This window comes from Pseudomonas sp. IT-P218, assembly GCF_949767605.1.
Lineage (GTDB): Bacteria > Pseudomonadota > Gammaproteobacteria > Pseudomonadales > Pseudomonadaceae > Aquipseudomonas > Aquipseudomonas putida_AE.
Genome location: NZ_CATKQQ010000055.1, coordinates 299,027 through 320,692, shown reverse-complemented (window position 1 = coordinate 320,692; position 21,666 = coordinate 299,027). Strand labels below are relative to the sequence as shown.

General features: G+C 61.9%; 13 protein-coding genes. 6 read left to right on the top strand and 7 right to left on the bottom strand.

Annotated features, from left to right (window positions below; all coding sequences use genetic code 11):
- Positions 1–157: 157 nt before the first annotated feature.
- The 3 genes from zipA to ACM6I6_RS24165 form a co-directional block, all read right to left on the bottom strand.
- The gene (zipA, locus tag ACM6I6_RS24175; protein ID WP_274073196.1) at positions 158–1,012 is read right to left on the bottom strand and encodes a cell division protein ZipA; all 855 of its coding nucleotides are present in this window, start codon (positions 1,010–1,012) and stop codon (positions 158–160) included.
- A 255-nt stretch (positions 1,013–1,267) separates the two neighbouring features.
- Positions 1,268–4,756 carry a chromosome segregation protein SMC gene (smc, locus tag ACM6I6_RS24170; protein WP_414920812.1) on the bottom strand — a complete coding sequence of 1,163 codons (3,489 nt, stop codon included), beginning with the start codon at positions 4,754–4,756 and terminating at the stop codon, positions 1,268–1,270.
- Between the two features lie 2 nt (positions 4,757–4,758).
- Positions 4,759–5,418, bottom strand: coding sequence for a GntR family transcriptional regulator (locus ACM6I6_RS24165; protein ID WP_274073194.1), 660 nt, complete (start codon positions 5,416–5,418; stop codon positions 4,759–4,761).
- A gap of 265 nt (positions 5,419–5,683) precedes the next feature.
- On the opposite strand from ACM6I6_RS24165, the gene xdhA reads away from it, so the two are divergent.
- The 4 genes from xdhA to guaD all read left to right on the top strand — a co-directional run bounded on the left by xdhA (position 5,684) and on the right by guaD (position 11,835).
- Complete coding sequence (xdhA, locus tag ACM6I6_RS24160; protein ID WP_274073193.1) at positions 5,684–7,138, top strand: xanthine dehydrogenase small subunit; 1,455 nt, start codon at positions 5,684–5,686, stop codon at positions 7,136–7,138.
- Positions 7,131–9,530, top strand: a complete 2,400-nt coding sequence (gene xdhB, locus ACM6I6_RS24155; RefSeq protein WP_274073192.1) for a xanthine dehydrogenase molybdopterin binding subunit — start codon at positions 7,131–7,133, stop codon at positions 9,528–9,530. The genes xdhA and xdhB overlap by 8 nt, the downstream gene beginning before the upstream one ends.
- A 117-nt stretch (positions 9,531–9,647) precedes the next feature.
- Entirely contained in the window at positions 9,648–10,505 is an 858-nt protein-coding gene (gene xdhC, locus ACM6I6_RS24150; RefSeq protein WP_274073191.1) for a xanthine dehydrogenase accessory protein XdhC, read from the top strand.
- 25 nt (positions 10,506–10,530) lie between these two features.
- Positions 10,531–11,835: a guanine deaminase gene (gene guaD / locus ACM6I6_RS24145; RefSeq protein WP_414920811.1), complete on the top strand. Its 1,305-nt coding sequence runs from the start codon at positions 10,531–10,533 to the stop codon at positions 11,833–11,835.
- Positions 11,836–12,013: 178 nt separating this feature from the next.
- On the opposite strand, the gene ACM6I6_RS24140 is transcribed toward guaD, so the two are convergent.
- Positions 12,014–12,778, bottom strand: coding sequence for a GntR family transcriptional regulator (locus ACM6I6_RS24140; RefSeq protein ID WP_046816196.1), 765 nt, complete (start codon positions 12,776–12,778; stop codon positions 12,014–12,016).
- 356 nt (positions 12,779–13,134) lie between these two features.
- Here ACM6I6_RS24140 and ACM6I6_RS24135 point away from each other — a divergent pair, with 356 nt between their 5' ends.
- Entirely contained in the window at positions 13,135–14,325 is a 1,191-nt protein-coding gene (locus ACM6I6_RS24135; protein ID WP_414920810.1) for a benzoate/H(+) symporter BenE family transporter, read from the top strand.
- A gap of 131 nt (positions 14,326–14,456) precedes the next feature.
- On the opposite strand, the gene ACM6I6_RS24130 is transcribed toward ACM6I6_RS24135, so the two are convergent.
- Complete coding sequence (locus ACM6I6_RS24130; protein ID WP_274073188.1) at positions 14,457–14,801, bottom strand: YggL family protein; 345 nt, start codon at positions 14,799–14,801, stop codon at positions 14,457–14,459.
- A gap of 234 nt (positions 14,802–15,035) precedes the next feature.
- Here ACM6I6_RS24130 and dacB point away from each other — a divergent pair, with 234 nt between their 5' ends.
- Positions 15,036–16,496, top strand: coding sequence for a D-alanyl-D-alanine carboxypeptidase/D-alanyl-D-alanine-endopeptidase (dacB, locus tag ACM6I6_RS24125; RefSeq protein WP_323607094.1), 1,461 nt, complete (start codon positions 15,036–15,038; stop codon positions 16,494–16,496).
- A 122-nt stretch (positions 16,497–16,618) separates the two neighbouring features.
- Here the strand turns inward: dacB and ACM6I6_RS24120 are convergent, their stop codons facing one another.
- Together ACM6I6_RS24120 and rlmKL are read right to left on the bottom strand one after the other, a co-directional pair.
- Positions 16,619–19,018: a diguanylate cyclase gene (locus tag ACM6I6_RS24120; RefSeq protein WP_406591326.1), complete on the bottom strand. Its 2,400-nt coding sequence runs from the start codon at positions 19,016–19,018 to the stop codon at positions 16,619–16,621.
- Positions 19,019–19,183: 165 nt separating this feature from the next.
- The gene (gene rlmKL, locus ACM6I6_RS24115) at positions 19,184–21,454 is read right to left on the bottom strand and encodes a bifunctional 23S rRNA (guanine(2069)-N(7))-methyltransferase RlmK/23S rRNA (guanine(2445)-N(2))-methyltransferase RlmL (protein WP_408598003.1); all 2,271 of its coding nucleotides are present in this window, start codon (positions 21,452–21,454) and stop codon (positions 19,184–19,186) included.
- Positions 21,455–21,666 lie beyond the last annotated feature (212 nt).

The window sequence follows — 21,666 nt, the reverse complement described above, 5'->3', positions numbered from 1 at the left end:
TCATAAAGCAAAAGAGCAGCCGAGGCTGCTCAATTTGTTGATGCTGTACAAATCATTGTAGGAGTCCGGCTTGCCGGCGAAGGCGATTTCAAATACGCCATCGCCAGCAAGCCGGCTCCTACAGGGTGTGGAGGTGGATATCCACACGGTGCAAATATCAGCGCTTCTGGGTCAATGCGCGACGTTCAAATTCAACGATGCGCTGACGGTAGTGCTCGATCGTCTGGGCGGTCAATACGCTGCGCTGGTCGTCCTTCAGTTCGCCGTTCAGCTCTTGCGACAATTTACGCGCCGCCGCCACCATCACGTCGAAGGCCTGCTTCGGATGACGCGGGCCTGGCAGGCCGAGGAAGAAGCTCACCGCCGGGGTGCTGAAGTGGTCGATGTCGTCCAGGTCGAACACGCCCGGCTTGACCGCGTTGGCCATGGAGAACAGCACTTCGCCATTGCCGGCCATGCTTTCGTGGCGGTGGAAGATGTCCATTTCGCCAAAACGCAGGCCGCTTTCGAGAATGTTCTGCAGCAGGGCCGGGCCTTTGAAGCCGGCAGGATCGCGGCAGATCACGCTGATGACCAGCACTTCCTCGGCTTGCGGCTGTTCCTTGTCGCTGACCGCTGGCGCAGGCTTGGTGTCATCCGGGAAATCGTCGTCACGGCTGCTGAAGCTCGGGCCGCCGTCCAGGTCCAGGCTGAGGTTCATGTCGCCCTGGGAAGGCTCGCCATGGCCACGCTTGCCGCGCTTGGAGCCCGAATCGCGGGAGTCCCGGGCCGGCATGCTCACCGACGGCAGGTCGTGCTCGTCCAGTTGCGGTTCCTTGTGCGTATCCAGCACGCGGGACGGGCCCAACACCTCGGGGCTGGCGTCCTCTTCGGGCAGGTTGGACAGGCTCCGGTCGAGACGGAATTTCAGTTTTCCCTTGCCGCCGCGCATACGGCGCCAGCCATCAAAAAGAATACCGGCAATGACAATAATGCCGATGACGATCAGCCACTCGCGCAGACCGATTTCCATGTAATCCCGTGCCTCTATAAAAAATGCTGAAAAATAAGGGGCTTACATTCTGTAAACCGCTTTAAAACGTGGCGCCAACTCTATGTTCTGACAGGCGTTTTACCCACGTATACGAAAAATTGACATTAAACTAGCACGACCAAAGGCAACTTTACACCGTCTGGCACGTTGGTCCCGCGAATATGTCGATTGGCCAGCAAGTCGGCATGGCAAATTGAGTCCCACTGTAAAAAAATCCCCCCTGAAAGCCACGCCTCAGGCATCCACCATCGCCATGGCCTCCTCGACATCCACCGCCACCAGACGCGAGCAACCCGGTTCGTGCATCGTCACCCCCATCAATTGCTCGGCCATTTCCATGGCGATCTTGTTGTGGGTGATGTAGATGAACTGCACCGTCTGCGACATCTCCTTGACCAGTCGCGCATAACGTCCAACGTTAGCGTCATCCAATGGCGCGTCCACTTCATCGAGCATGCAGAACGGCGCCGGGTTCAACTTGAAGATCGCAAAAACCAGGGCCAATGCGGTCAGGGCTTTTTCGCCACCGGAGAGCAAATGGATGGTGCTGTTCTTCTTTCCGGGCGGCTGCGCCATGATCGTCACCCCTGTATCGAGTAGATCTTCGCCCGTCAGTTCCAAATACGCGCGGCCTCCACCGAAAACTTTTGGGAAAAGTGCCTGTAAACCGCCATTGATCTGATCAAAGGTATCTTTGAAACGGTTTCGGGTTTCCTTGTCGATCTTGCGAATCACGTTTTCGAGCGTATCGAGGGCTTCGACCAGATCGTCGTTCTGGGCGTCCAGATAACGTTTACGCTCCGATTGTTGCTGGTACTCATCGATGGCCGCGAGGTTGATTGCGCCCAGGCGCTGGATCCGCGCGGCGATGCGCTCAAGCTCTTCCTCGGCGGCTTTCTCGCTGGCCTCGGCGGTCAGGGTGGCCAGCACGCCGTGCAGGTCGTAACCGTCTTCGAGCAACTGGTCCTGCAATGCCTTGCGCCGCACGGTCAGGGCCTGCCATTCCATGCGCTGGGTTTCCAGCTGGCTGCGAATCAGCTGGGACTGTTGTTCGGCCTGGTTGCGGCGCTTCTCGGCCTCACGCAGTTCGCGGTCGGCATCTTCCAAGGCGATCTGCGCGGTCTTGAGCTCTTCGTCGACGGTCATGCGCTTGTCGAGCAGTTCTTCGAGTTTCAGGCGCAACTCTTCCAGCGGCGCCTCGCCCTCCTCCAGATTCAGAGACAACTGTTCGCGCTTTTCCGTCAGGCGTTCGGCCTGCATTTCCAGGCGCTCCAGGGCCTGGCGCGTGGAATCGTGCTGGGCCTTGAGCGAGCCCAGGCGCACCGCCAGTTGGTGGGCGTGATCCTTGTGCTGGCGGGCCTCCTGGCGCACCCGGTCAAGGCGTTCGCGCAAGCTGTCGCGCTGGGCCAGCAGCAGCTCGCGCTGCTCGGTGTCCAGGGCCATGGCGTCGAGGGCTTCCTGCAATTGCAGGCGCGCTTCACCGATGCTTTCGTGCTCCAGGGCGCGCTGCTCGCCCAGTTCCTCGATTTCTTCGTCAAGACGGGTGCGCCGCAGGGCCAACTGCTCGGCCTTGGCTTTGCCGGCCGACAGTTGGGCCTTCAACTCGCCTTGCTGACGGGCTTCGTCCTGCAGCAAACGACGCAAGTGTTCGCGACCGTTTTCCTGCTGACGCTGTTGCGCCCGCAGGTTTTGCAATTCGGTTTCCAGGGACTCGACCGCCGCTTCGCGCTCTTCGCGCTCCAGGCCCAGTTTCTGGATTTCCTGGCCACGGGCGAGCATGCCGCTTTCCGCTTCACTGGCACGGCGCACCCGCAGAAAGTGCCGGCCGACCCAGTATCCATCGCGGCTGATCAGGCTCTGGCCGGCGGCCAACTGACCGCGCATGGCCAAGGCTTGCTCCAGGCTCTCGACCGGTTTGACCTGGCCCAGCCATGGCGACAGATCAATCTGCGCCTCGACCTTGTCCAGCAAACTGCCAGGCACTCGCTGGCCATCGCTGGCCGGGCTGAGCAGGCGCAGATCGCCCTGGGCAAAGCTGGACAGGTCGAAGTCGTTGAAGTCATCCACCAGCACTGCTTGCAGGTCGGCACCGAGCACGGTTTCCACCGCCAGTTCCCAACCTGCTTCAACCTTCAGCCCTTCGGCCAGGCGCGGGCGATCCGCCAGATGCTGCTCACGCAGCCACTCGGCGGTGCCGGTGCCCGGATCAAGCGCGGCTTGTTGCAGGGCTTCGAGCGAGGCCAGGCGACCATTGAGCCGCTGCAGATCGCCCTGGGCCTGTTGCTGTGCCGTCAGCGAGTGCTGCAGTTGCTGACGCAGTTGCTCGAGCTTTTCGACCTGAGCTTCTTCACTGGTCTGCAAATCCTCGAGGGTCGCCTCGGATTCAGCGAGCTGCTCGCTAAGCTGCATGATCGCTGCATCTTCCGGATCCGCCGAGAGCAAGGCGCGCTCTTCGCCGAGGCGTTTCTGCCGATCGGCCAGGCGCTCCAGGCTGGTTTCCAGTTGCTGGATGCGCGACTGCTGGACTTCCGACTGGCGCCGCGGCTCGGCAGCGCTCAGGTTGAAGGTGTCCCACTGCTCCTGCCAGCCGTGCATGGTGGTTTCGGATTCTTCCAGTGCGGCGGCAGCCTCTTCGGCGGCGGCGCTGGTGACTTCCTGCTCCGGCGTGAGCATGTCCAGCTCTTCGCCGAGAGTCAGCAGCAGCGTGCGGTCGTGGCCCAGGTGCGATTCTGTCTCCAGGCGCGCACGCTCGGCTTCTTTCAGATCGTCCTGCAACTGGCGCAAGCGCTGCTGCCCGTGCTGGATGCTCTGTTCGACCCGGGCGATGTCGCCGCCGACCGAATAGAAGCGCCCTTGCACCAGATTGAAGCGCTCGGAGAGGTCGTGATGGCCATCGCGCAGGCGTTCGATACTGGCATCGGCGTTGCGCTGTTCGGCCACCAGGGCTTCGAAACTGATTTCCTGGGTGCCAATGATCGCTTCGCGCTGGCCGACCTGTTCGTTCAGGTCCTGCCAGCGCAGGGCCGACAGTTGCGCCTTGAGCTGACGCTCTTCGCCTTTGAGTTCCTGATACTTCTTGGCCGCTTCAGCCTGGCGGTGCAGGCGTTCAAGCTGACGTTCCAGCTCTTCGCGCAAGTCGGTCAGGCGCTCGAGGTTTTCGTGGGTGCGGCGGATGCGGTTTTCGGTTTCGCGCCGACGCTCCTTGTACTTGGAGATTCCCGCCGCTTCTTCGATAAAGTTGCGCAGGTCTTCAGGCTTGGACTCGATCAGCTTGGAGATCATCCCCTGCTCGATGATCGAGTAGCTGCGCGGGCCGAGGCCGGTGCCGAGGAAGATATCGGTGATGTCACGGCGCCGGCATTTGGTGCCGTTGAGATAGTAGGTGGTCTGGCTATCGCGGGTGACTTTGCGGCGAATGGAAATTTCCGCATAGGCGGCGTATTCACCGAGCAAAGTGCCATCGGTGTTATCGAACACCAGCTCGATGCTCGCCTGGCTCACCGGTTTACGGCTGGTCGAACCGTTGAAGATGACGTCGGTCATCGACTCGCCACGCAGGTTCTTCGCCGAACTTTCGCCCATCACCCAGCGCACGGCGTCGATGATGTTCGACTTGCCGCAACCATTGGGCCCGACCACCGCCGCCATGTTGCTGGGGAAGTTCACCGTGGTCGGGTCGACGAAGGATTTGAACCCCGCCAGCTTGATGCACTTTAGCCGCACGCTTATGCATCCGTCAGGGCAGAGATCACCAGATCGCAGCTGCGCTGGCCGTAAGCGGTCAGCACTTCGCGGATCTGTGCAAAGTCACGGGCGATCACGGCGGCGAGCAGGCGCTCGAACAAGGCCAGGTATTCGCTCATCGAGGCCTTGCGCTGGTCCAGGGCGAGAAAATACGCACGGCTCATGGCCGGCTGCAGGTTTTCGACGGTTTCCTGCAGGTACGGGTTGTTGGCGAACGGATAGGTGGCGCGCATCACATTGAAACTGTCGTCGACGAAGCTATGGATGTCCTGGCGTTCGAAGCTGGCCGTCAGGCGCTGCTGGATTTGCAGGAATGGCGCCAGGTCAGCCTGGACTTTCCAGCCGTTGGCCACGGCGTTGGCCAGCAGGATGTACATCTCGCTCATCAGCGTGCACAGGCTCTTGACCTTGTGCGCGGTGAGCTCGGTGACGTGGGCGCCCCGGCGCGGCAGGATGGCGATCAGGTGCCGGCGCTCGAGAATCAGCAAGGCCTCGCGAACCGAGCCGCGGCTGACGTCGAGTGCCTGGGTGACCTTCTGTTCCTGGATGCGCTCCCCGGGCTTCATCTCGCCGCGAATGATGCGTTCGGCGAGGTGATGCGCGATTTGCTCGGCGAGGCTGTCCGGCGCCTTGAACGTCATGGTTGTCCTTCAAACTCTTCGATTTGCACAAGCGGCGCAGTGTAGCGCAATTGATACGTCATGGCGCAGGGCCTGCCCGGTGGTTTTGGCACGATTCAAGCAAAAAGCAAGGTATTGATCGAGGGTCAATACTGAAGAAAACAGGCGTTAATCGACAAAATGCATTTTCCTGACCTTTAAGTCAGAAAATCATTGACCGGAAAGTCAGACCTGCTAAATTCGGTTCATGGCGGTTAACAACAATAATGAGTCTGCGAGGCCTTCCGTGATCCAGTTTTTACTCAACCAGGAACTCCGTAGCGAGCACGCCCTGGACCCGAACCTGACCGTGCTCAATTATCTGCGCGACCATGTGGGCAAACCCGGCACCAAAGAAGGCTGCGCCAGCGGTGACTGTGGCGCGTGCACCGTGGTGGTCGGCGAGCTGCAGACCGATGACGACGGCCGCGATCGCATTCGTTATCGCAGCCTCAACTCGTGCCTGACCTTCGTGTCGTCCCTGCACGGCAAGCAACTGATCAGCGTTGAAGACCTCAAGCACAAGGGTGAGCTGCACAGCGTGCAGAAGGCCATGGTCGAGTGCCACGGTTCGCAATGCGGGTTCTGCACCCCGGGTTTCGTGATGTCGTTGTTTGCCCTGCAAAAGAACAGCGACGCACCGGATCAGCACAAGGCCCACGAAGCCCTGGCCGGCAACCTCTGCCGCTGCACCGGGTATCGGCCGATCCTGGAAGCTGCCGAGCAGTCCTGCTGCGCCAAGCAACCGGATCAGTTCGATGCCAATGAAGCCCAGACCATCGCCCGGCTCAAAGCCATCGCGCCGACCGATATCGGCGAACTCAACAGCGGTGACAAGCGCTGCCTGGTGCCGCTGACCGTGGCCGACCTTGCCGACCTCTATGACGCTTATCCACAGGCGCGGCTGCTGGCCGGCGGCACCGACCTGGCGCTGGAAGTGACCCAGTTCCACCGTACCCTGCCGGTGATGATCTACGTCGGCAACGTCGCCGAGATGAAGCGCATCGACCGCTTCGACGACCGCCTGGAAATCGGTGCCGCCACCGCCCTCTCCGACTGCTACGAAGCCCTGAAGGCCGAGTACCCGGACTTCGGCGAACTGCTGCAGCGCTTCGCCTCCTTGCAGATCCGCAACCAGGGCACCCTCGGCGGCAACATCGGCAACGCCTCGCCCATCGGCGACTCGCCACCGCTGCTGATTGCCCTGGGTGCGCAGATCGTCCTGTGCAAAGGCGATACCCGCCGCACCCTGGCGCTGGAAGATTACTTCATCGATTACCGCGTCACCGCACGCCAGGAAAGCGAGTTCATCGAGAAGATCATCGTGCCGCGCGCCAGCGTCGAACAGCTGTTCCGCGCCTACAAGGTGTCCAAGCGCCTGGACGATGACATTTCCGCGGTGTGCGCGGCGTTCAACCTGCGCCTGGAAAACGGTGTGATCGCCGATGCCCGCGTGGCGTTCGGTGGCATGGCGGCCATTCCAAAGCGCGCCAACAGTTGCGAAACCGCGTTGATCGGTGCGCCCTTTAACAGCGCCACCGTTGAACGTGCCTGCGCTGCCCTGGCGGAAGATTTCACGCCGCTGTCGGACTTCCGCGCCAGCAAGGAATATCGCCTGCTCAGTGCACAGAACCTGCTGCGCAAATACTTCATCGAACTGCAAACGCCGCACATCGAGACTCGGGTGACCGCTTATGTCTAACCATCACGCCGTAGAGAAGACCCAGGCCGAACTGGCTGAACTGTTCGCCAAGGACCTGACCACCGGTGTCGGCCGCAGCGTCAAACACGACAGCGCGGCCAAGCATGTGTCCGGTGAAGCGCAGTACATCGACGATCGCCTGGAGTTTCCCAACCAGCTGCACGTGTACGCCCGCCTGTCCGACCGCGCCCACGCCCGGATCATCAGCATCGACACCCAGCCGTGCTACGCCTTCGAGGGCGTGCGCATCGCCATCACCCACGAAGACGTGCCGGGCCTGAAAGACATCGGCCCACTGCTGCCGGGTGACCCGCTGCTGGCCATCGACGACGTGCAGTTCGTCGGCCAGCCGGTGCTCGCCGTCGCCGCGAAAGACCTGGAAACCGCACGCAAGGCGGCGATGGCCGCGATCATCGAATACGAAGACCTGGAGCCGGTGCTGGACGTGGTCGAAGCCTTGCGCAAGCGCCACTTCGTGCTCGACAGCCACACCCATCAGCGCGGCGATTCGGCCACGGCGCTGGCCACCGCCGAGCACCGCATCCAGGGCACCCTGCACATCGGTGGCCAGGAACACTTCTACCTGGAAACCCAGATTTCCTCGGTGATGCCCACCGAAGACGGCGGCATGATCGTCTACTGCTCCACCCAGAACCCCACCGAAGTGCAGAAGCTGGTGGCCGAAGTGCTGGACGTGTCGATGAACAAGATCGTCGTCGACATGCGCCGCATGGGCGGCGGCTTTGGCGGCAAGGAGACGCAAGCGGCGAGCCCGGCGTGCCTGTGCGCCGTAATCGCGCACCTCACCGGCCAGCCGACCAAGATGCGCCTGCCGCGGGTCGAAGACATGCTGATGACCGGCAAGCGTCACCCTTTCTATGTCGAATACGACGTCGGCTTCGACAGCACCGGGCGCCTGCACGGGATTGCCCTGGAACTGGCCGGCAACTGCGGCTGCTCGCCGGACCTGTCGGCGTCGATCGTCGACCGCGCGATGTTCCACTCCGACAACTCGTACTACCTGGGCGACGCGACCATCAATGGTCACCGCTGCAAGACCAACACCGCCTCGAACACCGCTTACCGTGGCTTCGGCGGCCCGCAAGGCATGGTCGCCATCGAAGAGGTGATGGACGCCATCGCCCGGCACCTGGCCCTCGACCCGCTGGCGGTGCGCAAGGCCAACTATTACGGCAAGACCGAGCGTAACGTCACCCACTACTACCAGACCGTCGAGCACAACATGCTCGAGGAAATGACCGCCGAACTGGAAGCCAGCAGCCAGTACGCCGAGCGCCGCGAAGCGATCCGTCGCTACAACGCCAACAGCCCGATCCTGAAAAAAGGCCTGGCGCTGACCCCGGTGAAATTCGGCATCTCCTTCACCGCCAGCTTCCTCAACCAGGCCGGCGCGCTGGTGCACGTCTACACCGACGGCAGCATCCACCTGAACCACGGCGGCACCGAAATGGGCCAGGGCCTGAACACCAAGGTCGCGCAGGTTGTGGCCGAGGTGTTCCAGGTGGAAATGGACCGTGTGCAGATCACTGCGACCAACACTGACAAGGTGCCGAACACCTCGCCGACCGCTGCGTCCAGTGGCGCCGACCTCAACGGCAAGGCTGCGCAGAATGCCGCAGAGACCATCAAGCAACGCCTGGTGGAATTCGCCGCTCGCCAGTACAAGGTCAGCGAAGAAGACGTGGAGTTCCACAACGGCCACGTGCGGGTTCGCGATCACATCCTGACCTTCGAAGCGCTGATCCAGCAGGCGTATTTCGCCCAGGTGTCGCTGTCGAGTACCGGGTTCTACAAGACCCCGAAAATCTACTACGACCGCAGCCAGGCCAGGGGGCGTCCGTTCTATTACTTCGCCTTCGGCGCCGCCTGCTGCGAGGTGATCATCGACACCCTGACCGGCGAGTACAAGATGCTGCGCACCGACATCCTCCACGACGTCGGCGCCTCGCTGAACCCGGCCATCGACATCGGCCAGGTCGAGGGCGGTTTCATCCAGGGCATGGGTTGGCTGACCATGGAAGAGCTGGTGTGGAACAACAAGGGCAAGCTGATGACCAACGGCCCGGCCAGCTACAAGATCCCGGCCGTGGCGGACATGCCGTTGGACCTGCGGGTGAAGCTGGTGGAAAACCGCAAGAACCCGGAAGACACGGTGTTCCATTCCAAGGCCGTGGGCGAGCCGCCGTTCATGCTCGGCATCGCCGCGTGGTGTGCGATCAAGGATGCGGTGGCCAGTCTGGGTGATTACAAGCATCAGCCGAAAATCGACGCGCCGGCGACGCCGGAGCGGGTGTTGTGGGGGTGTGAGCAGATGCGCCAGTTGAAGGTGGCGAAGGCGGCCGAAACCGAGGTTGAGTTGGCTCCGCTCTGATACCGAGGCGCGGCCAATCGCCAGCAGGCTGGCTCCCACAGGGGAATGCATTCCAATGTGGGAGCCAGCCTGCTGGCGATGAGGCCGGGACAGACAACAGAGATGTTGAGGTGAAACATGTACAACTGGATCGACGCCCTCGCCGACCTGCAAAACCAGGGTGAACCCTGCGTGTTGGTGACCATCATCGAAGAGCTCGGCTCGACGCCGCGCAATGCCGGTTCGAAGATGGTCGTCAGCGCTCGCCAGACCTTCGACACCATCGGTGGCGGGCACCTGGAATACAAGGCCATGCAGATCGCCCGCGAGATGCTCGCCAGCGGCAAGCAGGACACCCATCTGGAGCGCTTCAGCCTCGGCGCCAGCCTGGGCCAGTGCTGCGGTGGCGCTACCGTGCTGCTGTTCGAACCGATGGGCCAGGTCCAGGCGCAGATCGCCGTATTCGGCGCCGGCCACGTCGGCCGTGCGCTGGTACCATTGCTGGCCAGCCTGCCCTGCCGGGTGCGCTGGATCGATTCGCGCGAAGACGAATTCCCGCAACAGATCCCCCACGGCGTGCGCAAGATCGTCAGCGAGGAACCGGTGGACGAAATCGACGACCTGCCCGCCGGCAGCTACTGCATCGTCATGACCCACAACCACCAACTCGACCTCGAACTCACCGCCGCCATCCTCAAGCGCAACGACTTTGCCTACTTCGGCCTGATCGGCTCGAAGACCAAACGGGTGAAATTCGAACACCGCCTGCGCGACCGCGGTTTCGACAGCGGCGTCGTGCAACGCATGCGCTGCCCGATGGGCATCGGCGAAGTCAAAGGCAAACTGCCTGTGGAAATCGCCATCTCCATCGCCGGCGAGATCATCGCCACTTACAACGCCAATTTCGGTCAGCAAACGTCCAGCGCCGAACCGATTGCCAAACTGCTGCCCGTTTCACGCCGCAGTCAGGCGACAAAATTGAAAGCCTCCAATTGATGAGCTTCATAAATAGAGAATAATCATGCCCCTGACTCGCAAAGCCTACCGCGCCGCCATTCTGCACAGCATCGCCGACCCTGCCGAAGTCGGGATCGAAGCCTCGTACGAGTATTTCGAGGACGGCTTGCTGGTGATCGACAACGGCAAGATCAGCGCCCTCGGCCACGCCAGTGAATTGTTGCCAACCCTGCCGGCCGATATCGAGATCACCCATTACCAGGATGCGCTGATCACCCCCGGGTTCATCGACACCCACATCCACCTGCCGCAAACCGGCATGGTCGGCGCCTATGGCGAGCAACTGCTGGACTGGCTCAACACCTACACCTTCCCCTGCGAAAGCCAGTTCGCCGACAAGGCCCACGCCGACCAGGTCGCGGACATCTTCATCAAGGAACTGCTGCGCAACGGCACCACCACCGCGCTGGTGTTCGGTAGCGTGCATCCGCAATCGGTGAACTCGTTCTTCGAAGCCGCCGAGCAGTTGGACCTGCGCATGATCGCCGGCAAGGTGATGATGGACCGCAACGCCCCGGACTACCTGACCGACACCGCCGAATCCAGCTACCTGGAAAGCAAGGCGCTGATCGAGCGCTGGCACGGCAAGGGTCGCCTGCACTATGCGGTCACCCCGCGCTTTGCCCCGACCAGCACCCCGGAACAGCTGACCCTGGCCGGCCAGTTGCTGACCGAATACCCTGATCTGTACATGCAGACCCACATCAGCGAGAACCTCAAGGAAATCGAGTGGGTCAAGGAGTTGTTCCCGGAGCGCAAGGGTTACCTGGACGTCTACGACCACTACCAATTGCTCGGCGAGCGCTCGGTGTTCGCCCACGGCGTGCACCTGTGCGATGACGAATGCGCGCGACTGGCGGAAACCGGTTCGGCCATCTCGTTCTGCCCGACCTCGAACTTCTTCCTCGGCAGCGGTCTGTTCAACCTGCCGATGGCGGAGAAGCACAAGCTGAACGTCGGCCTGGGCACTGACGTGGGTGGCGGCACCAGTTTCTCGCTGCTGCAAACCCTCAACGAAGCCTACAAGGTGATGCAACTGCAAGGCGCGCGCCTGAGCCCGTTCAAGTCGCTGTACCTGGCGACCCTCGGCGGCGCCCGTGCACTTCGCCTGGAAGACAAGATCGGCAACCTGCAGCCGGGCAGCGATGCCGATTTCCTGGTGCTGGACTACAACGCCACGCCGTTGCTGGGTTATCGCTTGCAGCAGGCCAATAACATTGCCGAGACGTTGTTTGTGCTGATGACCCTGGGGGATGACCGGACTGTGTTGCAGACTTATGCGGCGGGGAATCTGGTGCATCAGCGGTAAGGTTTTCCGGGCATAAAAATCCCCCGTCGCTTTTCAGCCCGGGGGATTTTTATTGCCTGTCCTGCCGCCATCGCCAGCAGGCTGGCTCCCACAGTTGATCTTCAGTGATCACAAATTTTGCATTCGACACAAAATCCTGTGGGAGCCAGCCTGCTGGCGATAGGCGCGACGCGGTACATCAGATTTTCGCCGGCGACCGCCCTGGCTTCTTGGTCTGCAACAAATGCGAGAACACCGCATGCAAATCATCCGACGCACTTTCCTCATCGAGATTGAGTTTGCTGTCGATGTGATCCATGTGATGCATCATCAGGTTCACCGCCAGTTCCGCGTCGCGCTTTTCAATGGCGTCGATCAACTGGGTGTGCTCGTCGTAGGAGCAGTGGGAACGGTTGCCGCTTTCGTACTGGGCAATGATCAGCGAAGTCTGGGACACCAGGCTGCGCTGGAAGCTGATCAGCGGGGCGTTTTTCGCCGCTTCGGCCAGTTTCAGGTGGAATTCGCCCGACAGGCGGATGCCGGCGCCCCGGTCGCCACGGGAAAAGCTGTCGCGCTCGTCGTTGACCATCTGCCGCAACTCGGCAATCTGTTCGGCGGTGGCGTGCTCGACCGCAAGCTCGGTGATCGCCCGCTCCACCAGACGCCGGGCCATGAACACCTGGCGCGCCTCTTCGACGCTCGGGCTGGCAACCACGGCGCCGCGATTTGGCCGCAGCAACACCACGCTTTCATGGGCCAGGCGCGACAGCGCGCGGCGAATGATAGTGCGGCTGACCCCGAAAATTTCCCCCAGCGCTTCTTCGCTCAACTTGGTGCCGGGCGCCAGGCGCTGTTCGAGGATGGCCTCGAAGATATGCGCGTAGACAATATCGTCCTGGGTTCCGCTGCGGCCGGCTTTGCCTGCTCGCGGCTGTTTCTTTAGGGGTTGCAACTGTTCGTTCATGGGCACTCGAGTCGGAAGAACTGCGGCGAATTGACGGTGACTGTAATACGGCACAGTGGGTCGCTGGCAAGTATCGCGTGAAAATCACTACGATTGTACACAATGGTTAGTGCCAACACGACTGTACGGCTGTTTGTCACATCCGCTGTATGGCAACAATACATTACGTTTGAGTTTAGGCTTGTTCGCAGAATCCGCCTTTGTTCGCAATCCCTGTGGGATCGGGCTTGCTCGCGAAGAGGGCGTGTCAGCAGACATTAATGTAGCTGACGGACCGCATTCGCGAGCAAGCCCGCTCCCACAAGGGTTCAGTGTTGCAGCGGACATCTTCACACGTATAAAGGAACACCGCCGTCATGAACGACGCCACGCACACCCAACTGCGCCCCTTGGCCGACACCTCTCTATCAGCCATCGTCGCCGGGTTCATCGCCATGATGACCGGCTACACCAGTTCCCTGGTGCTGATGTTCCAGGCCGGGCAAGCGGCCGGGCTGACCAGCGGGCAGATTTCGTCGTGGATCTGGGCGATCTCCATCGGCATGGCGGTGTGCTCGATCGGCCTGTCCTTGCGCTATCGCACCCCCATCACCATTGCCTGGTCCACCCCGGGCGCGGCCTTGTTGATCACCAGCCTGGGGGGCGTGACCTACGGCGAAGCCATCGGTGCCTATATTACCTGCGCGCTGCTGGTGACGATCTGCGGGCTGACCGGCAGTTTCGAACGCCTGGTGAAAAAGATTCCCGCGTCCCTGGCGGCGGCATTGCTGGCGGGGATCCTGTTCAAGATCGGCAGCGAGATTTTCGTCGCAGCGCAGCATCGCACTGCGCTGGTGCTGGGCATGTTCCTCACCTACCTGGTGGTCAAGCGCCTGTCGCCGCGTTATGCCGTGTTGGGCGCATTGCTGATCGGCACGGCCTTGTCCGGCCTCATGGGGCTGCTGGACTTCAGCGCGTTCCACCTGGAAGTGGCCACGCCGGTCTGGACCACACCGCACTTCTCCCTCGCCGCGACCATCAGTATCGGCATCCCGTTGTTCGTGGTCGCGATGACTTCGCAAAACATGCCGGGCATCGCCGTGCTGCGCGCCGACGGCTACAACGTGCCAGCTTCGCCGCTGATCACCACCACCGGCATCGCCTCGCTGCTGCTGGCGCCCTTCGGTTCCCACGGGATTAACCTGGCCGCCATCAGCGCGGCGATCTGTACCGGGCCCCATGCCCATGAGGATCGCAACAAGCGTTATACGGCGGCGGTCTGGTGCGGGATTTTCTATGGCATCGCCGGCGTGTTCGGCGCGACGCTGGCAGCCTTGTTTGCCGCGCTGCCCAAGGAACTGGTGCTGTCGATTGCCGCACTGGCGTTGTTCGGTTCGATCATCAACGGGCTGAGCATCGCCATGAGCGAAGCGAAGGAGCGTGAAGCGGCGCTGATCACCTTCATGGTCACGGCATCGGGGCTGACGCTGTTTTCCATCGGTTCGGCGTTCTGGGGGATTGTGGCGGGGGTGGTGACGCTGGTGATTCTGAATTGGCGTAAAGGCTGAAGATCGCAGCCTCGTTTCACTCGACAGCTCCTACAGGGGATCGCGTTCCAATGTAGGAGCTGCCGAAGGCTGCGATCTTTTGATCTTCCCAAAAAAAACGGCGACTCAATGGTCGCCGTTTTTTTATAACATCAGGCTACCGGATTGATCGGCTTTTCCGGGTACCAGACGTCCAGCAGCGGGCTGACTTCAACGCTGGTCAGCTCGGTGCGGCCTTTGAGCCAGGCTTCAACGGCAGCGCGTTGTTCAGCGCTGACCGAGCCACGCTTGATCAGGCAAACCAGACCATAGTCATCACCGCCGACATAGCCCAGACCGTTGGCTTCCATGGCATCTTTGAGGAACGCCTCGAGGAAGGCATCAATGGCTTCTTCGGACAGATCTTCCTTGAAATCCAGGTTCAGTTCGAAACCCAGCTCTTGAAATTCATCAACGCACAGTTTTTTGCGCAGACGCTGGGAGCGGTTAGTCGCCATTGGAACAATCCTCTTAAGTAATAACGGGCCGCACTTTAGCAGTTTAAGCCGCCAATTGCCCGACTCTCTGGGGCGCAACGCCTACCGTCGGTAAAAAATAGCCCATTGGTGGCCCCGCGCACGGCACAAGCCGTGGCACCTTGGGGCATAATGCCGACACTTTCATGACCACTGAGGGAATTTATCTTCATGCCCTCGTCTTTATTTCCCCCTCGGCTGTAGGGTTTTATGTACATGATCAAATCGTTGCGTCCATTGCTCCTGGCCGGCCTGCTTTTCCCCCTGGCCCTCCCCGTTTCCGCTGAACCGATCAATACCAGCCTGTCGCCCAACGTCGAAAAAGCCCTCAAGGCCAGCAAATTGCAGGACAACGCCCTGTCGCTGGTGATGATTCCACTCAACGGCCCCGGCACCCCGACCATCTTCAACGCCGACGTCTCGGTCAACCCGGCGTCGACCATGAAGCTGGTCACTACGTACGCGGCCCTGGAAATGCTCGGCCCCAATCACCAGTGGAAAACCGAGTTCTATACCGATGGCACCCTCAGCGGCGGCATCCTCAACGGCAACCTCTACCTCAAGGGTGGCGGCGATCCGAAGCTGAACATGGAAAAACTCTGGCTGCTGATGCGCGACCTGCGCGCCAACGGCGTGACCCAGGTCACCGGCGACCTGGTGCTGGACAAGAACTTCTTCGTGCAACCGCAACTGCCCGAGTTCAACGACGACGGCAACGACGACAACAAGCCGTTCCTGGTCAAGCCCGATGCGTTGCTGGTCAACCTCAAGGCCCTGCGTTTCGTTGCGCGCAATGACTCGGGCAGAGTGCTGGTCTCGGTGGAGCCGCCGATCGCCAGCATCCGCATCGAAAACCAGGTCAAGGCGCTCAATTCCAAGCAATGCACCGGTGGTGTGCGCTACAACCCGGTGCCCCAGCCCGATGGCAGCGTGACCGTGACGGTCGGCGGCCAGTTGGGCGAAGGCTGCAGCTCGCAGACCTACCTGTCGTTGCTGGACCACGCCACCTACACCGCCGGCGCCGTTCGCGCGATCTGGAAAGAACTGGGCGGCAGCATCCAGGGCAAGGATGTGCTGGCGCCGACACCGAAGGGCGCCAAGGTACTGGCGCGGGCATTCTCGCCGGATCTGGCGGAAATCATCCGCGACATCAACAAATACAGTAACAACACCATGGCCCAGCAGCTGTTCCTGAGCCTGGGCCAGAGGTTCCGCACCGATGCCGACGCCGACGACGCCAAGGCCGCCCAGCGCGTGGTGCGTCAGTGGCTGGCGAAGAAAGGCATTACCGCGCCGCACCTGGTGATGGAGAACGGCTCCGGCCTGTCCCGTGCCGAACGCGTCAGTGCCCGGGAAATGGCGTCGATGCTGCAAGCCGCCTGGCGCAGCCCTTACGCCGCCGAGTACATCAGTTCGATGCCGATTGCCGGCACCGACGGCACCATGCGCAAACGCCTGAAGACCACCGCCATGCGCGGTGAAGCCCACGTCAAGACCGGCACCCTGAACACCGTGCGGGCAATCGCCGGCTTCAGCCGCGACGTCAACGGCAACACCTGGGCGGTGGTGGCGATCCTCAACGACAAGGCACCGTTTGGCGCGTCGTCGGTGCTCGACCAGGTGCTGCTGGACCTGTATCGCCAGCCGAAACTGGCGCAGACCGCTTCGGTTCTATAAAAACACCACCCCCCTGTAGGAGCTGGCTTGCCAGCGAAGACGTACGACCAGGCACCTCCATGCTGAATCTGCCTGCGCCTTCGCCAGCAAGCTGGCTCCCACAGGGGCTGCGTTCACCCGGGTCAGTTCATTTCGCCCTGCACCCGATCCCTGCCCTCCTGCTTCGCCACATACACCCCCGAATCCGCCCGCAACAACAACGCATCCGCGCCCTCGCCCTCACGCCAGCTGGCAATGCCGAAACTGGCGGTGACCACGCCGACTTCATCGATCGGCGCGCTGCGCAGGCATTGCCACAACTCCAGCGCCAGCAGATGGGCCTGCTCGCCGCCGATGTCCGGGCACAGGACCATGAACTCCTCACCGCCCAGGCGGCAGAACACATCGGTGCGCCGCAGCCGATGGCCAACCCGTTCGCACACCGCCTGCAACACCCGATCGCCCACGGCATGGCCGTACTGGTCATTGATGCGCTTGAAGTGGTCGATGTCGAGCATGATCACCGACAGGTCGCCACCCCCGCGCTCCACCCGGGCCATCTCGGTGGTCAGGCGTTCCTGGAAATAACGGCGGTTGTGGATGCCGGTCAGGGCGTCGGTGACCGACAGCGCCCGCAGTTCTTCTTCCACCCGCTTGGTGTCGGTAATGTCCGAGATGTAGCCATGCCAGAGTACGCCGCCGCCGGGCAGTTCTTCCGGGGTCGCCTCGCCGCGGACCCAGCGCAGGCCGCGCTGGGGCAGTTGCACGCGGTATTCCTCGCGCCAGTGGCTGAGGGTTTCGGCCGAGTCCCGGATCGAGGCACGCACGCGCGTGGTGTCCTGGGGATGAATCCGCGTGAAAATCGCTTCGGCGTTGAGCAGCAGCACGTCCGGCTCCAGCTCATAGATCTCGCGAATGCCGTCGCTGGCGTAGATCACGCTGAAGCGCCCGTCGAACTCCATCTTGAACTGGTAGATCCCGCCGGGCACATGGGCGCTGAGTTTCTTCAACAACAGGTCCCGTGCGGCCAGGGCCTCATGCACGCGCTTGCGTTCGGTGATGTCGATGCAGATCGCCAGGTGCCCAACCCACAGGCCCTGCTCATCGAATACCGGCGTGGCCAGCATGTTGACGATCAGATGGCTGCCATCGCCACGCACCAGCGTCCACTCCCGCGCCTCATGGCCGCCCTCGACGCGCCCCTCGACCAGCATCGCATGACAGGCCGGTACCGGCTTGCCGTAACAGGCACTCAATTCTGCCGAACGTACCGCGAGCTCCCGGGGCAAGTGCAGGTTTTCCAGGGTCATGCGCCCGACCACTTCGGCGACGGTATAACCGAGCATGTGCTCGGCGCCGGCGTTGAAGGTGCTGATCACCCCGCGCAGGTCCGTGGCGATGATCGCGACCTGGGTCGCGGCATCCAGCACCCCGCGCAACTGGCCATGGGTGCCGCGCAGCTCCTGTTCGCGGGCGCGCAGTTCCTCGGTCCTTTGCTCGACCATCTTCAGCGCCCGTTGCCGCTGACTGACCAGCACATAGAGCAATGCGCTGAGCAACACGCTGAGCAAGCCACCGAGCACCATCAGCGTGGTCACCGAAGAGTGATTGGCCCGCAGGAAAGCCTCGCTGGGCTGGATGTCGACCTGATAATCATGGTCGGCCAGACGTAACAGGCGAGTCGCGGACAGGTCACTGAGCGCGGGCGCATTGGGCGATTGAAACAACACCTCATGCTGCTCATCGGTAGACAGGTCGAGAATGCGCACCGAGAGATAATCACGGTCCACCTCCGGCAGACCGTCCGCCAGCAACTGGCGCATGCTGATCACTGCCATGACATAACCGAACGGCTTGCCCGTTGCGTCGGCGGCGCTACTGCGCAGCATGACCGGGGCAATCAAGAGTACGCCTCGCGCATAAGCCGGCTCGATATTGACCAGGTGCAGCGGTTGCGACACGGCCATGCCCCCGCGCTGCTCGGCCCGTTCCAGCGCGGCGCGACGCAAGGGCTGTGCCAGCAAGTCATAGCCCAGTGGCGCACCGAGTTTGCTCTGTGTCTGGCTATACAACACCGCTACGTACTCATCCCGCTCGCCGGCCACTTGCAACTGGCCGTCGGCATTCAGTTCGCGCAGCGTGAACTCGCCCAGGCCCTCCTCGCGCGCCCGGCGCTCGAAGGCTGGTCGCTGGTCGCGAGTGATCCTTTCGGCAAACGAGTACGCCTGGGTCCGGTGCAGCAGAGGTTGGGTGTAGCCGTCGAATTCCGCGCGGGAGACCGCATCGGAGTTGGCAAAGAACCGGCGCAGGCCATCGAGGCGCTGTTCCTGATCCTGGAAACGTTCTTCGATACGGCTGTAGCGTTCGCTGGCCAGCAACTGGAAGCGCTGGCGCAATTGATGGTGAAACAGGTTCAGCGTCGACCAGGCGAGCAATGCCGTGAGAGTCCCGCCGATGAGCAAGACCATGAGCGCGACCAGCCCGGCCGAGACATCTTCGCTGATAAAACCCAGGATCTTGGGGCGCACGGCGTGCAACGACATAGACGCAACTCAAAACGCCAGGTGCGGGAAAGCCCATTGGCCATGAGTTGAGTTATAGCTATTAGCCACTAATTTGACCAGTACCGTGGGGCCCGGCTTGTCGGCGAAGGCGATCCTGAAATCGCCTTCGCCGACAAGCCGGCGCCTACAGTGCCATTCACCCCATCAACGGGCAGTGATTTTCCAGGCACGGTGGATCTTGGTGTTACGGGAAAAATCCGCGTCGATGGTCTGGGCGGTGATCTCTTCGATCGCGTAGCGCTCGCTGAGGTTAGGCTCGAGCTCGAACTTGCGGAAGTTGTTGGAGAAGTACAGCACTCCACCCGGTGCCAGGCGCGCCATGGCCAGGTCGATCAGTTGCACCTGGTCACGCTGCACGTCGAAGATCCCTTCCATGCGCTTGGAGTTGGAGAAAGTCGGCGGGTCGATGAAGATCAGGTCGTACTCTTCACGGCAGGCTTCCAGCCAGACCATCACGTCACTCTGCTCCAGGCGATTCTTGTCGGAGAAACCGTTCAGCGACAGGTTGCGACGCGCCCAGTCCAGGTAGGTTTTCGACAAGTCGACGCTGGTGGTACTGCGCGCGCCGCCCTTGGCCGCATGGACACTGGCCGTGGCGGTGTAGCAATACAGATTGAGGAAGCGCTTGCCGGCGGCCTCTTTCTGGATGCGCATGCGCATCGGCCGGTGGTCGAGGAACAACCCGGTATCGAGGTAATCGGTGAGGTTGACCAGCAGCTTCACCCCGCCTTCGTTGACCTCGACGAACTTGCCCTGGGCGGCCTGGCGCTCGTACTGCTTGGTACCGCTCTGACGCTCGCGGCGCTTGACCACCACGCGGCTCTTGTCGACGTTCAGGGCCTGCGGGATCGCCGCCAGGGCGTCGAACATGCGCGCCGAGGCCTTCTCCGGATCAATGGATTTCGGTGCGGCGTATTCCTGGACGTGGACCCAGTCGTGGTACAGGTCGATGGCCATGGAGTATTCCGGCATGTCGGCATCGTAGACGCGATAGCAGTCGATGCCTTCACGCTTGACCCACTTGCCCAGCGCCTTGAGGTTTTTCTGCAGGCGGTTGGCAAACATCTGCCCGCCTTCGCTCAGGCGCGGCTGCTCGATCACCGGTGCCGGTGCCGGCGTCGGTTTGATCGGGTTGCCGTTCTTGTTGTACTGGCGCTCTTGCGGCTCGCTCGGCGCCTGGTCGTAGGCCGCCTGCTCACGCTCGGCCTGACGCTGTTCCGGGGTACGACGTTCGCCGGTGACGAATTGATCCGGCAATACCTTGATCAGCAACAGCTTGCACGGCAAGGCGCCGTTCCAGAACGAATACTGCTTGTGGCTGCGGATGCCCATGCGCTTGCCCAGGTCCGGGGCGCCGGTGAACACCGCCGCTTCCCAGTTCAGGCACGCCTGACGCAGGCGTTCGCCCAGGTTCTGGTAGAGGTAGAGCAGGCTCGCCTCGTCGCCCAGGCGCTCGCCGTATGGAGGGTTGCAGATCACCAGGCCTTTCTGGTTCTGGTCCGGACGCGGCTCGAAGGTCGCGACTTCGCCCTGGTAGATCTTGATCCACTCGCTCAGGCCGGCACGCTCGACGTTGTTGCGCCCTGGTTGAATCAGGCGCGGGTCGGCTTCGTAACCGCGAATCCACAACGGTGGCTTGGCCAGGCCGGCCGCCGCACGTTCACTGGCTTCTTCATGGAGCTTTTTCCACAGTGCCGGCACGTGGCCGAGCCAGGCGGTGAAACCCCATTGCTCGCGGCGCAGGTTCGGCGCGATGTCGGCAGCGATCATCGCCGCTTCGACCAGGAAGGTGCCGACACCGCACATCGGGTCAGCCAGGGCGCCGCCTTCAGCGGCGATGCGTGGCCAGCCGGAACGGATCAGGATCGCCGCCGCGAGGTTTTCCTTCAGCGGCGCCGCACCTTGCTGCAGGCGATAGCCGCGCTGGTGCAGGCTGTGGCCGGAAAGGTCGAGCGAGAGGATCGCTTCACCGCGATCCAGGCGCAGATGGATGCGCAGGTCCGGGTTGAGCTTGTCGATGGATGGACGGTCGCCCTGCGGGGTGCGCAGTTTGTCGACGATGGCGTCCTTGACCTTCAAGGCGCCGAAGTGGGTGTTGTCGATGCCGGAGCCGTGACCGCTGAATTCGACGGCCAGGGTGCCGTCATTGAGCATGTGGTCCTGCCACTCGATGTCCAGCACGCCGTGGTAGAGGTCTTCGGCGTCTTTCATCGGGAAACGCTTGAGGACCAGCAGCACCCGGTTGGCCAGGCGCGACCACAGGCACAGGCGATAAGCGGTTTCCATGGTGGCCATGCCACGCACGGCAGAAGTGTGCTCACGCGCTTCCTCAAGGCCAAGCCCGACGGCTTCCTCGATGAGCAGGCCTTCAAGGCCTTTAGGGCAAGTGAGGAAGAGTTCGAAACGATCGGACATGGGGATTCGGAGCCTTTGCTGAGTGGACCGGCAACGCATTGCCGGCCCGGTTTTCAATCAGGCGCTTTTCTCGAAGAGCGCCCGCGTGGCACGAAGGTGTGCCATTCCACCCTTGCTGCCCGGGTTAAATGAGCTTAGATGCAAGGACAGATAAAAAGGTTGATGCAACAAAATGACATAAGTCGACCCTTCGTCGAATAGTCCGTCCCGGC

Coding starts and splice junctions, on each gene's coding strand:
- zipA (WP_274073196.1), bottom strand. CDS start 1,012: ATGGAAATCGGTCTGCGCGAGTGGCTGATCGTCATCGGCATTATTGTC.
- ACM6I6_RS24165 (WP_274073194.1), bottom strand. CDS start 5,418: ATGACGTTCAAGGCGCCGGACAGCCTCGCCGAGCAAATCGCGCATCAC.
- xdhB (WP_274073192.1), top strand. CDS start 7,131: ATGTCTAACCATCACGCCGTAGAGAAGACCCAGGCCGAACTGGCTGAA.
- xdhC (WP_274073191.1), top strand. CDS start 9,648: ATGTACAACTGGATCGACGCCCTCGCCGACCTGCAAAACCAGGGTGAA.
- guaD (WP_414920811.1), top strand. CDS start 10,531: ATGCCCCTGACTCGCAAAGCCTACCGCGCCGCCATTCTGCACAGCATC.
- ACM6I6_RS24140 (WP_046816196.1), bottom strand. CDS start 12,778: ATGAACGAACAGTTGCAACCCCTAAAGAAACAGCCGCGAGCAGGCAAA.
- ACM6I6_RS24135 (WP_414920810.1), top strand. CDS start 13,135: ATGAACGACGCCACGCACACCCAACTGCGCCCCTTGGCCGACACCTCT.
- ACM6I6_RS24130 (WP_274073188.1), bottom strand. CDS start 14,801: ATGGCGACTAACCGCTCCCAGCGTCTGCGCAAAAAACTGTGCGTTGAT.
- dacB (WP_323607094.1), top strand. CDS start 15,036: ATGATCAAATCGTTGCGTCCATTGCTCCTGGCCGGCCTGCTTTTCCCC.
- ACM6I6_RS24120 (WP_406591326.1), bottom strand. CDS start 19,018: ATGTCGTTGCACGCCGTGCGCCCCAAGATCCTGGGTTTTATCAGCGAA.
- rlmKL (WP_408598003.1), bottom strand. CDS start 21,454: ATGTCCGATCGTTTCGAACTCTTCCTCACTTGCCCTAAAGGCCTTGAA.